This window comes from Citrobacter sp. Cu233 (genome assembly GCF_030332225.1).
In the GTDB taxonomy this organism is placed as follows: domain Bacteria; phylum Pseudomonadota; class Gammaproteobacteria; order Enterobacterales; family Enterobacteriaceae; genus Citrobacter.
This window is the reverse complement of sequence record NZ_JAOWIF010000042.1, coordinates 377,505-391,445: the sequence shown is the minus strand read 5'-3', so window position 1 is coordinate 391,445 and position 13,941 is coordinate 377,505. Positions and strand designations below refer to the sequence as shown.

The 13,941-nt window shown below is 51.7% G+C and carries 13 protein-coding genes; 5 read left to right on the top strand and 8 right to left on the bottom strand.

The genetic code is table 11. The features are described from left to right. Positions 1 to 5: 5 nt before the first annotated feature. Positions 6 to 1,391, top strand: a complete 1,386-nt coding sequence (gene gspE / locus OGX95_RS20355) for a type II secretion system protein GspE (RefSeq protein WP_286630760.1) — start codon at positions 6 to 8, stop codon at positions 1,389 to 1,391. Then, positions 1,381 to 2,583 carry a protein transport protein HofC gene (hofC, locus tag OGX95_RS20350; RefSeq protein WP_286630759.1) on the top strand — a complete coding sequence of 401 codons (1,203 nt, stop codon included), beginning with the start codon at positions 1,381 to 1,383 and terminating at the stop codon, positions 2,581 to 2,583. Before gspE ends, hofC begins: the two co-directional genes overlap by 11 nt. Before the next feature lie 107 nt (positions 2,584 to 2,690). On the opposite strand, the gene OGX95_RS20345 is transcribed toward hofC, so the two are convergent. Further along, positions 2,691 to 3,734 (bottom strand): GMP reductase, encoded by a 1,044-nt coding sequence (locus OGX95_RS20345; protein ID WP_286630758.1) that lies wholly within the window; start codon positions 3,732 to 3,734, stop codon positions 2,691 to 2,693. 225 nt (positions 3,735 to 3,959) lie between these two features. Here OGX95_RS20345 and coaE point away from each other — a divergent pair, with 225 nt between their 5' ends. The 3 genes from coaE to yacG are packed head-to-tail and all read left to right on the top strand — an operon-like array spanning position 3,960 to position 5,527. After that, on the top strand, positions 3,960 to 4,580 hold the full coding sequence (gene coaE / locus OGX95_RS20340; RefSeq protein WP_286630757.1) for a dephospho-CoA kinase: 621 nt from the start codon (positions 3,960 to 3,962) through the stop codon (positions 4,578 to 4,580). Beyond that, positions 4,580 to 5,323 (top strand): cell division protein ZapD, encoded by a 744-nt coding sequence (zapD, locus tag OGX95_RS20335; RefSeq protein WP_271454457.1) that lies wholly within the window; start codon positions 4,580 to 4,582, stop codon positions 5,321 to 5,323. Before coaE ends, zapD begins: the two co-directional genes overlap by 1 nt. 9 nt (positions 5,324 to 5,332) lie before the next feature. After that, on the top strand, positions 5,333 to 5,527 hold the full coding sequence (gene yacG, locus OGX95_RS20330) for a DNA gyrase inhibitor YacG (protein ID WP_005124648.1): 195 nt from the start codon (positions 5,333 to 5,335) through the stop codon (positions 5,525 to 5,527). An 88-nt stretch (positions 5,528 to 5,615) separates the two neighbouring features. Here yacG and mutT read toward each other — a convergent pair whose 3' ends face one another. The 7 genes from mutT to ftsQ all read right to left on the bottom strand — a co-directional run bounded on the left by mutT (position 5,616) and on the right by ftsQ (position 13,940). Next, entirely contained in the window at positions 5,616 to 6,005 is a 390-nt protein-coding gene (gene mutT, locus OGX95_RS20325) for an 8-oxo-dGTP diphosphatase MutT (protein ID WP_286630756.1), read from the bottom strand. Between the two features lie 56 nt (positions 6,006 to 6,061). Further along, positions 6,062 to 8,767 (bottom strand): preprotein translocase subunit SecA, encoded by a 2,706-nt coding sequence (gene secA, locus OGX95_RS20320; protein WP_286630755.1) that lies wholly within the window; start codon positions 8,765 to 8,767, stop codon positions 6,062 to 6,064. 60 nt (positions 8,768 to 8,827) lie between these two features. Beyond that, entirely contained in the window at positions 8,828 to 9,334 is a 507-nt protein-coding gene (secM, locus tag OGX95_RS20315; protein ID WP_271440503.1) for a secA translation cis-regulator SecM, read from the bottom strand. A gap of 283 nt (positions 9,335 to 9,617) precedes the next feature. After that, positions 9,618 to 10,535 carry a UDP-3-O-acyl-N-acetylglucosamine deacetylase gene (gene lpxC / locus OGX95_RS20310; RefSeq protein ID WP_286630754.1) on the bottom strand — a complete coding sequence of 306 codons (918 nt, stop codon included), beginning with the start codon at positions 10,533 to 10,535 and terminating at the stop codon, positions 9,618 to 9,620. 100 nt (positions 10,536 to 10,635) lie between these two features. Next, complete coding sequence (gene ftsZ / locus OGX95_RS20305) at positions 10,636 to 11,787, bottom strand: cell division protein FtsZ (protein ID WP_003018753.1); 1,152 nt, start codon at positions 11,785 to 11,787, stop codon at positions 10,636 to 10,638. 60 nt (positions 11,788 to 11,847) lie between these two features. After that, positions 11,848 to 13,110, bottom strand: a complete 1,263-nt coding sequence (gene ftsA, locus OGX95_RS20300) for a cell division protein FtsA (RefSeq protein ID WP_003018755.1) — start codon at positions 13,108 to 13,110, stop codon at positions 11,848 to 11,850. After that, the gene (gene ftsQ / locus OGX95_RS20295) at positions 13,107 to 13,940 is read right to left on the bottom strand and encodes a cell division protein FtsQ (RefSeq protein ID WP_271440502.1); all 834 of its coding nucleotides are present in this window, start codon (positions 13,938 to 13,940) and stop codon (positions 13,107 to 13,109) included. The genes ftsA and ftsQ overlap by 4 nt, the downstream gene beginning before the upstream one ends. Position 13,941: the final 1 nt, after the last annotated feature.

Here is a 13,941-nt window from a genome sequence, read left to right as displayed (position 1 = left end):
AAGAGATGAATACCACACAACTGACGGCACTTTGCCAACGTTATCAGGGAGTATTGCTGGATGCAGACAATGACGTGGTGCATATCGCCGTTGTGGATACCCCTTCTCACGAACTGCTGGATGCACTGCATTTTGCAACGACCAGGCGTATCGATATTGTGTGCTGGACACGTCAGCAAATGGAGGGCCACACACACACGCCGCGTAAAATGCTCCCGGCCATCATCACAGAAAGCAGCGCAACTGCTGCGGGGTTGCTGGACCATACTTTTCAATCCGCGTTGGCACAACGGGCTTCTGATATTCATATTGAACCTGCGGAGAATCACTACCGGATCAGGATGCGCGTGGATGGCGTACTACACACATTACCGGAAGTCACCACAGAGATGGGCATTGCTCTCACCGCAAGATTAAAGGTATTAGGTAGTCTGGATATTGCCGAGCACCGACTCCCGCAAGATGGGCAATTTACCGTGGACATTTCAGGTGACCCCATTTCGTTTCGCATCGCCACGCTGCCTTGCCGATGGGGCGAGAAAGTAGTGCTACGCCTGCTTCATCAGGTTAATCAAACGCTGGAGATCAACGCACTGGGCATGCATGGGGCGCAGTTGGCTGCGTTTTCACAAGCATTACAGCAACCACAGGGATTGATTCTGGTCACCGGGCCGACCGGGAGCGGCAAAACGGTTACCCTGTACAGTGCGCTACAAACCCGAAACACCCCTGACGTGAATCTTTGTAGCGTAGAAGATCCGGTCGAGATCCCCATTGAAGGGCTCAATCAGACACAAATTCATCCTCGCGCAGGGCTTAATTTTCAGAGTGTGTTACGTGCACTGCTACGCCAGGATCCCGACATTATTATGGTGGGTGAAATCCGCGACGGCGAAACCGCTGAGATTGCCCTAAAAGCCGCGCAAACCGGTCATCTGGTCCTTTCAACGCTGCATACCAACTCCACCAGTGAAACGCTGATACGCCTGCAGCAAATGGGCGTCGCCCGTTGGATGATCGCCTCTGCATTGACGCTGGTGATTGCCCAACGATTAGTCAGAAAACTGTGCCCTCATTGTCGGCGACGTCTTGATGACCCGGTCACACTGCCGGCATCGCTCTGGCCCACGCCGCTTCCACGCTGGCAGGCACCAGGCTGTGAACACTGTTATCAGGGATTTTATGGGCGCACTGCGCTGTTTGAAGTTCTGTCCGTCACACCCGCATTACGCCAGCTTATTGCCAGTGGCACCAGTGCTGACGTGGTGGAGTCCGATGCCAGGCAGGCGGGGATGCACTCACTTTTCGAGAACGGATGTCAGGCTGTTGAACAAGGGTTAACGACATTTGAAGAACTGATCCGCGTACTGGGCACGCCCCATGTCAGCTAAACAGCTATGGCGCTGGCAAGGAATAACGCGCGAAGGTCAGCCTGTAGCAGGGATGCTATGGGCTGATACCCGTCCATCGCTCCTGTTTGTGCTAGAACAACAGCAAATTACACCGATTCGCATTAACAAGATGCGCGTTAAAACCTCGCACTGGAGCAGAACAAACAGTGCCGAAGCCATACACCAGTTGGCAACATTGCTTAAAGCGGGATTGACGCTTTCCGCTGGGTTAACTCTGCTCGCTGAACAGCATCCCAGCAATCAGTGGCAGGCATTGCTGCGCACGCTGGCTTACGATATGGAACAAGGCATTGCTTTGTCAGCCTCACTTTCGCGGTGGCAACACGTATTTCCCCCGCTGTACCAGGCAATGATCCGCACCGGAGAGCTAACGGGAAAACTGGACGACTGCTGCTTTGAACTTGCCCGTCAGCAAAAAAACCAACAACAACTGGCGGATGAAGTTAAAAAGGCACTGCGTTATCCCATTATCATTCTTGCCATGGCGATAATGGTCGTGCTGGCAATGCTGCATTTTGTGTTACCTGAATTTGCCGCCATCTATCGCACGTTCAACACCCCGCTACCGGCGCTCACTCAGTGGATTATGGCCGCGGCACACTACAGCAGTCGATGGGGATGGCTGGCAGGGTTGTTCTGCCTGGGGCTGGGAACAGCATACGGGTTGTTAAAGCAAAAGCCTTATTGGCTTATTCTGCGCCAGAAAATACTGCTGCACTTCCCCATCATCGGGCCGATGGTCAGAGGGCAAAAACTCACACAGATCTTCACCGTACTGTCATTAACACAAAACGCGGGCATTCCCTTTCTGCAAGGTCTGGAAAGCGTCTCTGAAACCCTTAACTGCCCTTACTGGGCCCAACGTTTGGCGCAGGTGCATCACGATATCAGTGCCGGGAAGCCGGTCTGGCTGGCACTTAAAAATAGCGGTGAATTTAGTCCGCTGTGCATACAGTTGGTGAGAACAGGTGAAGCTTCCGGCTCTCTGGATGCAATGTTGCAAAATCTCGCCCGACATCACAGCGAATACACGCTGTCTCAGGCCGAAAATTTGGCAGCATTACTTGAGCCAGCCTTGCTTGTCATTACAGGGTTGATTATCGGTACGCTGGTTGTGGCAATGTATTTACCGATTTTTCATCTGGGAGATGCAATGAGTGGTGTGGGATGAATTCAACTGCCGGATGGCGGCGTAAAGGCCTTATCAGACCTACACAGAGCATGAGCGTAGGCCTGATAAGCGTTGCGTCATCAGTCAGTTAACAGTACGACCTGCTCTTACAGACTATTGAAAACGCGGTTTTCTTGTTCCTGTACGCGAATAAAGGTTGTCCGTTTGGTCAGCTCTTTCAGGCGGGATGCACCGACATAAGTACAGGCTGAACGCAGGCCGCCAAGGATATCACGAGCAGTGTTATCAACCGGGCCACGCAGCGGCAGCTTAACGGTTTTACCTTCAGCGGCACGATACTGAGCAACACCACCAACATGGCGCGTCATAGCAGACTCAGAGCTCATACCGTAGAACAGCATGAATTTCTCACCGTTCTCTTCAACGATTTTACCGCCGCTTTCTTCATGACCGGCCAGCATGCCGCCGAGCATCACGAAGTCCGCACCACCGCCAAACGCTTTTGCCACATCACCAGGCATTGTGCAGCCACCGTCGCTGACAATCATGCCGCCCAGGCCGTGCGCTGCATCAGCACATTCAATGACGGCAGAAAGCTGCGGATAGCCAACGCCGGTTTTTACGCGGGTGGTACATACGGAACCTGGGCCAATACCCACTTTGACGATATCAGCACCGGAAAGTACCAACTCTTCACACATCTCGCCAGTGACCACGTTACCCGCACAGATTGTTTTCGTCGGCCATGCTTCACGTGCTTTCGACACAAACTGAACAAAGTGCTCTGAGTAGCCATTTGCCACATCAATGCAGATAAAGTTCAGTGCGGGATTCAGTGCCAGAATCTGTTTCGTTTTTTCGAAATCAGTGTCCGAAGTCCCGGTTGAAACCATCACGTGTTTCAGTACATCGGCAGAGGAATCCGCAATGAAAGCGGCCCAGTCTTCAACAGAATAGTGTTTATGCACAGCGGTCAGGATGTCGAAGGAGGCAAGCGCCGTTGCCATGGCAAACGTCCCGACGGTGTCCATGTTCGCGGCAATAATCGGCACGCCGGACCAGGTCTGACCTGAATGTTTAAAGGTGAATTGACGTTCCAGTTCAACATCGGAACGACTTTTGAGAGTAGAACGCTTAGGGCGGATAAGAACGTCTTTGAAACCTAACTTCAGATCTTCTTCGATACGCATGTGCGGATTCCTGGGGTTAATGGCGAAAAATCGAAACTCACAACTCCAGTGACGCTATCATACGCACTAATCAATGCCGCGCAAGACTGCGAAATTCTCTTTTTTTACGCTACAATCCCATAAATTTACCTGGCGATTAGTAGGTTAATCCTGCATCAGCTTCGCCTTCGCATGCTTAATTTTTAACTGTTTGATAATCAAACCAAAACTCCAGGGTCTGGATCTATGAGGTATACGGTAGCCTTAACCGGCGGCATTGGCAGTGGTAAAAGTACCGTTGCAAATGCATTCGCTGACCTCGGAATAAACGTGATTGATGCGGATATCATTGCGCGCCAGGTGGTCGAACGCGGTACGCCTGCCCTACAGGCAATTGCAAACCATTTTGGTTCCGACGTTATTGCTGCGGATGGCTCGTTACAACGGCGAATTTTACGCGAACGCATTTTTTCCGATCCTGATGAGAAAAAATGGCTAAATGCCTTGCTCCACCCACTTATTCAGCAGGAAACACAGCGTCAGTTTCAGCAAGCGACCTCTCCTTATCTGTTATGGGTCGTCCCCTTGTTGGTAGAAAACGCGCTGTATAAAAAAGCCGATCGCATACTCGTCGTAGATGTCACCCCTGAAACTCAACTCAGGCGAACCATGCAGCGTGATGATGTTACACGCGAGCATGTTGAACAAATTTTGGCTGCCCAGGCAACACGTGAAGCGCGCCTTGCCGTGGCAGATGATGTTATTGATAATAATGGCGCACCGGATGCCATCGTCTCGGATGTCGCCCACCTGCACGCGCGCTATTTGCAATTCGCGTCGCAGTTTGTCTCACAGGAAAAACCGTAATGCACACCCAGGTCCTTTTTGAACACCCTCTCAATGAGAAGATGCGTACATGGCTGCGCATTGAGTTTCTGATCCAGCAACTCTCCATTAATTTGCCCATTGTGGATCACGCAGGTGCACTGCATTTTTTCCGCAATGTGGGGGATTTACTGGATGTATTTGAACGTGGCGAAGTCCGAACTGAACTCCTCAAAGAGCTGGAAAGACAGCAGCGAAAACTTCAGGCCTGGGTTGAAGTTCCCGGCGTCGATCAAAGCAGAATCGACTCTTTACGTCAGCAGTTAAAAAGTACGGGCAGCATTCTGATTTCAGCCCCACGCATCGGTCAAACTCTGCGTGAAGACCGTCTGATTGGCCTTGTTCGTCAGCGTTTAAGTATTCCCGGCGGATGCTGCAGCTTTGATTTGCCGACTTTACATATCTGGCTGCATCTGCCACAGACTCAGCGTGACGCTCAGGTTGAAACCTGGCTTGCCAGCCTGAATCCTCTTAACCAGGCATTGTCTCTGGTGCTGGATTTAATCCGCAACTCGGCGCCGTTTCGTAAGCAAACCAGCCTGAATGGTTTTTACCAGGACAACGGCGATGATGCAGATCTACTACGTTTACAGTTGCCGCTCGCTTCACAGCTTTATCCGCAAATATCAGGTCATAAGAGCCGCTTTGCCATTCGCTTTATGCCGCTGGATAGCGAGAACGGTCAGGTGCCGGAGCGCCTCGATTTCGATCTGGCGTGCTGTTAAGGAGTTAACATGTCTGAACAAACTATCGTAAACTGCCCAACCTGCGGTAAAGCTGTCGTGTGGGCAGAAGTCAGTCCGTTTCGTCCATTCTGCAGCAAACGTTGTCAGTTAATCGACCTGGGTGAATGGGCCGCGGAAGAGAAGCGAATCCCAAGCTCCGGCGATCTGTCAGAAAGCGATGACTGGAGCGAAGAGCAGAAGTAATTCAGCGCAAACGTAGGGCGGGTAAGCGCAGCGCGCCCGCCATCATGTGCCGGATAGCGGCGTTGCCTTATCCGGCCTACGAAAAACGTTATCCTGCAACCAGCTTTTCAATCACTGGTGCATTCGCTGGCGGGAAATCGTCCGCATTTAGCGCATCTTGCACAATCCACTGCGCGGGTTGCCCCTCTTTCCCCCACGGTTCACCTTCCCAGCTTTCAACCAGCCAGAACCATAAAGTGATATGTCTGTCGGGGAACTGGTACTCCAGTTTTTCGAACAGTGAGCAATTAACGGGTGTAATCCCCACCTCCTCCTGTAACTCACGACTTAACGCCTGTTCTGGCGTTTCGCCCGGTTCAATTTTGCCACCGGGAAATTCCAGTTTGTTTGCCATATGAGCATCGGCGGCACGCTGAGTGATAAAAATCTCATTGTGCTTATTACGAATAATTCCAACAGCGATTTGCAGTACTTTCATATTTATCGTCCATAAAAAAGGCGCAGAATTCTGCGCCTTTTCAGTAAGTTATTTTTTTAGCTCAGACGGCCATGACACTGCTTGTATTTTTTACCGGAACCACAAGGGCACGGATCATTACGTCCCACTTTACGATCGCCGGTTTGTGCGGCCAGCTCTTCTGCAACAGCGGAGTCGTCATCTTTATGGCTCAGTTGCTGCATCTGCGCTAAGCGCTCAGCTTCTTCACGACGCTGCGACTCCATTGCTTCCACTTCCTCAGGCATACGCACCTGAACTTTGCTCAGGGTACTGATCACTTCATATTTCAGTGATTCCAGCATCGAAGCAAACATAGAGAAGGACTCGCGTTTGTATTCCTGCTTCGGATCTTTCTGCGCATAACCACGCAGGTGAATACCCTGACGCAGGTAATCCATCGCCGCCAGATGCTCTTTCCACAGGGAGTCGAGAGTTTGCAGCATCACGCCTTTTTCGAAGTGGCGCATCATTTCTGCACCCACAACCTCTTCTTTACGCTGATACACTTCGATGGCATTAGCCAGAATACGCTCACGCAGCGTCTCTTCATGCAGCTCAGGCTCTTTGTCCAGCCACTCTGAAATCGGCATATCGAGATCAAAGTCGTTTTTCAAACGTTCCTGCAGGCCAGGAATATCCCACATTTCTTCCAGCGACTGAGGCGGAATGTACGCATCAATGGTCGCTTTAAAGACATCTTCGCGAATACTGTTGATGGTTTCGCTAACGTCAGTCACGTCCAGCAGTTCGTTACGCTGGGTATAGATAGCGCGGCGCTGGTCATTCGCAACGTCATCGTATTCCAGCAGTTGCTTACGAATATCGAAGTTACGGCTTTCTACTTTACGCTGGGCGTTAGCAATTGCTTTCGTTACCCATGGGTGTTCGATTGCTTCACCTGGCTTCATGCCCAGTTTACGCATCATGCCCGACACACGGTCGGAGGCAAAAATACGCATCAACGCATCTTCCATAGACAGGTAGAAACGAGAGGAACCCGCATCACCCTGACGGCCGGAACGGCCGCGTAACTGGTTATCGATACGACGAGATTCATGACGCTCAGTACCGATGATATGTAAACCGCCGGCAGCCAGCACCGCGTCATGGCGAACCTGCCACTCGGCTTTGATCTGTGCAACCTGCTCTGGCGTCGGATCGTCCAGCTCGGCAACTTCGGCCTGCCAGCTACCACCCAACACGATATCAGTACCACGACCGGCCATGTTAGTGGCGATAGTCACAGCTGACGGGTAACCCGCCTGAGCGACGATTGCCGCTTCGTTAGCGTGGAACTTGGCGTTCAGCACGTTGTGCTTGATACCCGCTTTGTTCAGCTCATTGGAAACCACTTCCGATTTTTCAATGGAGATCGTACCAACCAGCACCGGCTGACCCTTTGCTGTACGCTCTTTAATATCTTCGATAATGGCCTGAATTTTTTCCGCTTCAGTCATGTACACCAGATCCGGCAAATCCTTACGAATCATCGGACGGTTAGTTGGCACCACTACGGTATCCAGTTTGTAGATAGAACTGAATTCGAACGCTTCAGTATCTGCCGTACCGGTCATACCGGCCAGTTTTTCGTACAAACGGAAGTAGTTCTGGAAGGTAATGGAAGCCAGCGTCTGGTTTTCGTTCTGAATTTCTACACCTTCTTTGGCTTCAACTGCCTGGTGCAGGCCGTCGGACCAGCGACGCCCCTGCATGGTACGACCCGTGTGTTCGTCGACGATGATAACTTCGCCGTCTTTCACAATGTAGTCTACATCTCGGGTGAACAGCACATGTGCACGCAGTGCGGCAGTCACGTGATGCATCAGCATGATGTTGCCCGGAGAGTACAACGACTCGCCTTCATCCATAATGCCTTCTTTCACCAGCAGTTCTTCAATCAGAACCAGACCACGTTCGGTAAGGTTAACCTGGCGCGCTTTCTCATCGACAGAGAAGTGGCCTTCACCCTGGAACGTGTCAGAATCTTCCTTCTCCTGGCGGATCAGGTTTGGAATGATTTTGTTCACTTTCTTGTACATTTCCGAGCTATCTTCAGCCGGGCCGGAAATGATCAGTGGAGTACGTGCTTCATCGATCAGGATGGAGTCGACCTCATCCACCAACGCATAGTGCAGTTTACGCTGAACGCGCTCTTCCGGGCTAAACGCCATGTTGTCGCGAAGGTAGTCAAAGCCGTATTCGTTGTTGGTACCGTAAGTGATGTCAGCGTTGTAAGCTTCACGTTTGGCTGGTGCCGGCAGACCTGACATGTTGATACCTACGGTCATACCGAGGAACTCAAACAGTGGGCGGTTATTTTCGGCGTCACGCTGCGCCAGATAGTCGTTCACGGTAACGACGTGTACACCTTTGCCGCTTAGTGCGTTCAGGTAGGCCGGCAACGTTGCGGTCAGTGTTTTACCTTCACCGGTACGCATTTCTGCGATACAGCGATCGTTGAGGACCATACCGCCCAGCAACTGCACGTCAAAGTGACGCATACCGAATACACGCTTACTGGCTTCACGGACGACCGCAAATGCTTCCGGGATCAGGCTTTCAACGCTGGCGCCTTTTTCCAGACGCGCGCGGAATTCCGCCGTCTTCGCTTTCAGCTCGTCATCGGAGAGTTTTTCCATCTCCGGTTCCATCGCGTTAATGACGTTGACCACTTTGCGCATACGACGCAGCGTACGCTCGTTACGGCTACCGAATACTTTCGTTAATAATTTGATTAGCATAATAAAATCTCAAACGCCCCGCGGTGCGGAGTCAAAAATTATAAGTTGGAAGGTTCTTTTTTAGCTGAGGCGTTGAGGGCCAGCGCGGATCCCCTGCTGCTGGCTTATCCAGACAGGAACACTAAACGCGGCCTGAGAAGTGAAATGGGCATATGTCACGCGACTTACAGTCGCCGGCGGTCTGCCTTCCTGCGTCAGCAGCGCGCTGAGCGTATTCAGTAAAGCCAGATGGTGCGCCTGGATTGGCAAAGGCTCTTCGGCAACGGGCAGTGCCTGAGGAGCCATTGCAAAGGAAAGATGACGTATAACCGTACGAATGGCATGCTGATGCCAATAATCGACAGTAAAATTCGGGCGACGGTTAGTGGCTTCCAGCAAAGCAAGCTGGCTAAAGTTAACCTTAGCGGATTGATCGTGGTTGCTGGCGGTCGCTTTCGCGGGCGTATTCGGTTCAGCGGCATTACCGATCGCGGGCAGGCCAAAACTCGCCGCGACCATCCCTAATAAGAGATGCGGCCAGAAGTACCGTCTGCCTAACTGTCGCCAGCGCGTCAGTATTCCACTCACGTTAGTGCCACCTGATCTACCCTGCATTTGGGTTTTTAAATTCAAAACGATTTTTGCGCACAAATCTTATCATTAAAGCGTGCACTCCACAGCAGTAATGACAGCAAGTCGCGGTTAAATATGCTTAAGAAAACAGCGATCGCTCTGTATTTTAATCTGACAGCGGGGAAAAAGTCGCATCGGAAAAGACGGTGAGCTATCGGAGAATAAAAAAAACGACTGGCTCACCTGGCCGGAGAGAGTGCCAGATTTACCAGTCGAATTTATACGACAGTTTGTGTCGTTATGCCAGTACAGTCGAAGGCGCTTTGAACGCCAGCGGCAGTTCTGCGTCGTCCTGGAAGGTCACATATTCCCAGGCTTCCTGTTTTGCCAGGACCGCCTGCAACAGTTTGTTATTCAATGCATGACCGGATTTATACGCGGTAAATGCACCAATAATGTTGTGACCACACATGAACAAGTCACCGATCGCGTCGAGCATTTTGTGACGAACGAATTCATCTTCAAAACGCAGGCCGTCTTCGTTCAGTACGCGATAATCGTCAACAACGATGGCACAATCGAAGCTGCCGCCCAGGCACAGACCGCGGGACTGCAGATATTCGATATCACGCATGAAGCCGAAAGTACGCGCACGGCTGATCTGGCGCATGAACGTATCAGCAGAGAAGTTCATCGCATAGCGCTGCGTGCTGGAGTCGATCGCCGGGTGGTTAAAGTCGATGGTGAAATCCAACGTAAAACCATTATACGGCTTAAACTCAGCCCACTTGTCGCCATCTTCGACGCGAACAGTCTCTTTGATGCGGACAAATTTCTTCGCACTGTTCAGTTCTTCAATACCTGCGTCAAGCAGCAGGTAGACGAACGGAGCAGCACTACCATCCATGATCGGGATTTCCGGGGCATTAACCTCAATAACGATGTTATCGATACCTAAGCCCGCCAGAGCAGCATTCAGGTGCTCAACGGTTGAAATCCGTACATCATGCTCATTGACCAGACACGTACAGAGCATGGTATCACGCACAGATTTGGCATCGGCCGGGAAATCTACCGGAGGATTCAAGTCGGTGCGACGATAGATGACCCCGGTGTTGGCCGGCGCAGGGCGTAATGTCAGGGTGACTTTTTTGCCGGTATGCAAACCGACGCCAGTCGCCTGAACGATACGTTTAAGAGTCCTTTGTTTGATCATCGTATAATCTCGCCAAATTACCTATCCAACCGAAGTGTACTATACATTCGGTGGGCCAGTTTAGCACAAAGAGCCACAATTCCCAAATTCCAGCTAATTCTTAATCAGCTTGCTTACGCAGGAATGCAGGGATATCCAGGTAATCCGGCTCTTTGGTGGTCTGCGGCGTATTGTCGTTAACCACTTTTGCTACCGGTTTCTGCTCTTGCGTCAATGGCGCCATACCGTGCTGCTGGTAACGATCCATTACCGGCTGCTGTACCTGCTTGTTGGTCACCAGCGTGATTTCAGGACGCTTGTCCATACCAATTCCAGTGGCAACAACGGTAACGCGCAGTTCGTCGTTCATATCCGGGTCCAGAGAAGTACCGATAACCACAGTCGCGTTATCCGATGCAAATGCACGAATCGTGTTACCTACGGTTTCGAACTCATCCAGACGCAGGTCGAAGCCCGCAGTGATGTTGACCAGCACGCCGCGTGCGCCAGACAGATCGATGTCTTCCAGCAGTGGGGAAGAGATAGCCATTTCAGCCGCTTCTTCAGCGCGATCTTCACCACTTGCCACGCCAGACCCCATCATCGCATAGCCCATTTCGGACATTACGGTGCGCACGTCTGCAAAGTCGACGTTCATCAGGCCCGGACGGGTGATCAGTTCAGCGATACCCTGGACTGCACCTTTCAGTACATCGTTCGCTGCGCCAAACGCATCCAGCAGGGAAATACCGCGCCCCAGCACTTTCAGCAGTTTGTCATTCGGAATAGTGATCAGAGAGTCCACATGTTTGGACAACTCGGTGATACCCTGCTCCGCAAATGCCATACGCTTTTTGCCTTCAAAGTTGAAAGGCTTGGTCACGACAGCAACGGTCAGAATACCTAAATCTTTTGCCACTTCAGCAACCACTGGTGCTGCACCGGTCCCGGTACCGCCGCCCATGCCTGCTGCGATAAACACCATGTCTGCGCCGTCAAGCGCTGCACGCAGAGCTTCACGGTCTTCGTCTGCCGCATTGCGACCGACTTCCGGGTTTGCACCCGCGCCCAGACCCTTGGTGATGCCGCTACCAATCTGAATGGTCTGTCCAACCGCCGTTTTACGCAACGCCTGAGCGTCGGTATTCACCGCGAAGAATTCAACACCTTCGATGCGCTCACGCACCATGTGTTCAACGGCATTACCGCCGCCGCCGCCGACGCCGATGACTTTAATCACCGCGTCATTGGTCAGTTCCATAGGTTCAAACATAGTTTCTCTCTCCGTTGTGCCTGTCGCCTGAGACCGTAATCGATGCCGGCCTCATAAAAATTAAAACTCTTTTCTCAGCCAGCTATTGAGTCGTTTAATCCACGAGCCAACTGATGCCGTTACACGTTTTTCAACTTCAGCTTCACCACTTAAATGGGATTCTTTCCCGTAATGAAGCAACCCCACTGCCGTTGAATAATACGGCTCCTGGGCATAATCTGTCAGACCGGTAATATTGAGTGGCGCACCGATACGCACCTGCGTATGGAACACGCGCTGAGCGCAGGCCGCAAGACCTTCAATTTGCGCAGCACCACCGGTTAACACAATCCCCGCCGCCAGATGATGTTTCACACCCTGCTGGCGAAGTTGTTCCTGTAATTGCAAAATTTCTTCGTTGACCAGGTTAAGCAGCTCGGTATAACGCGGCTCAATGACCTCAGCCAAAGTCTGACGTTGCAGACTGCGTGGCGGACGACCACCGACGCTTGGCACTTCAACGCTCTCATCTTTGCCAACGATAGAACCCAGCGCACAACCATGACGAACTTTAATGGCTTCAGCATCGCTCGGCGGCGTACCAAAGGCATACGCGATATCGCTGGTGACCACGTTCCCTGCATAAGGGATGACTTTGGTATGGCGCAACGCCCCGCCAGTATAAACGGCGATGTCCATTGTACCACCACCAATATCGACCACGCAGACACCCAGCTCACGTTCGTCTTCCGTTAACACGGAATAACTGGCTGCCAACCCGGCAAATATCAGTTGGTCAACTTTCAGTCCACAGCGTTCAACGGCTTTGACGATATTCTTCGCCATGTCGTTGTGGCAGGTAATAAGATGGACTTTTGCCTGCATACGCACGCCAGAAAGACCGACCGGATTTTTAATGCCTTCCTGGTAGTCAATCGCGTATTCCTGTGGAATAACGTGTAGTACACGATGCTCATCGCGCACACGTACGGACTTTGCCGTATGCACAACATTTTCCACATCTTCCTGGGTCACTTCCTCTTCGGAAATGGGTACCATACCAATTTCATTCTGACAGCTAATATGTTTACCTGAAAGTGCCAGATACACCGAGGAAATCTGGCAGTCTGCCATCAGTTCAGCCTGGTCAATGGCGCGTTGTACGCATTTCACCACTGACTCAAGGTCATTCACCCCACCTTTATCCATACCTCGCGATGGGCAACTGCCCACGCCAATGATATTGACCATACCGTCGGGCAGAACTTCCCCTACTAAAGCGGCTACCTTCGCGGTGCCAATCTCCAGTCCAACTACCAGTTTTCTGTCCGTCGCCTTGATCATTGTTGTTCTGCCTGTGCCTGATTCTGTTGCTGATTAGATTCCTCAGGAGGCAAGGGAACCCAGCCTACTGCTGCTCCTGAGTCATAACGCAAATCAACGTAGCTAATCCGTTTGCCATCGGTTTGCGCCTGCTGCTGTAAAACCGGGTAGAGTTCCACAAAGCGAGCCAAACGTTTTATCGTATCGCCCCTGCCCAGGTTGAGCTTAATATCGTTGTTAAGCGTTAACTGCCAGGAACGACGAGCGGTCATCGCCGCTTCCTTCAGGGTGAATCTATCCTTAGCCAGCACCTGCCCCATATCGCGGAACCCTTGCAACACTTCACTTGCGCTGCCTTCCGGGCCATACAACATAGGTAATACCTGCTTGTTAGCCCGACCGGTTGGTATGCTGAACGTATTTCCATCGGCATCCACCATATGTTGGTCATTCCAACGCGCTATCGGCACATATTCAACCAGATGAATCTTCAATTCATCAGGCCACTGCTTTCTTACACTCGCCTGCTTAATCCAGGGGAGACGTTCAATCTGACTTTGGATGATGTTCACATCCTGGGTCATAAAGGTTCCCGGTGCGCCAAGCGCCAGGATGGACTGACGAATATCGTCATTGCGCGTGTAGTGTCGCTCACCGGTCAATACCAGCTTCGACAATGGCAAACGCTGCGCATCTTCCATCCATCCCAACACGACCCAGCCGCTCACAAACACGGTGCACAGCACTGTCAGCAGGAACAGAATTCCTGCAAGACGCGTTCCATTGTTGCGGCGTGAGGAGGCTACCTCGTCTTCATCACCGTTTCGCGTGTTCAGCGCAGCCTGCGACATA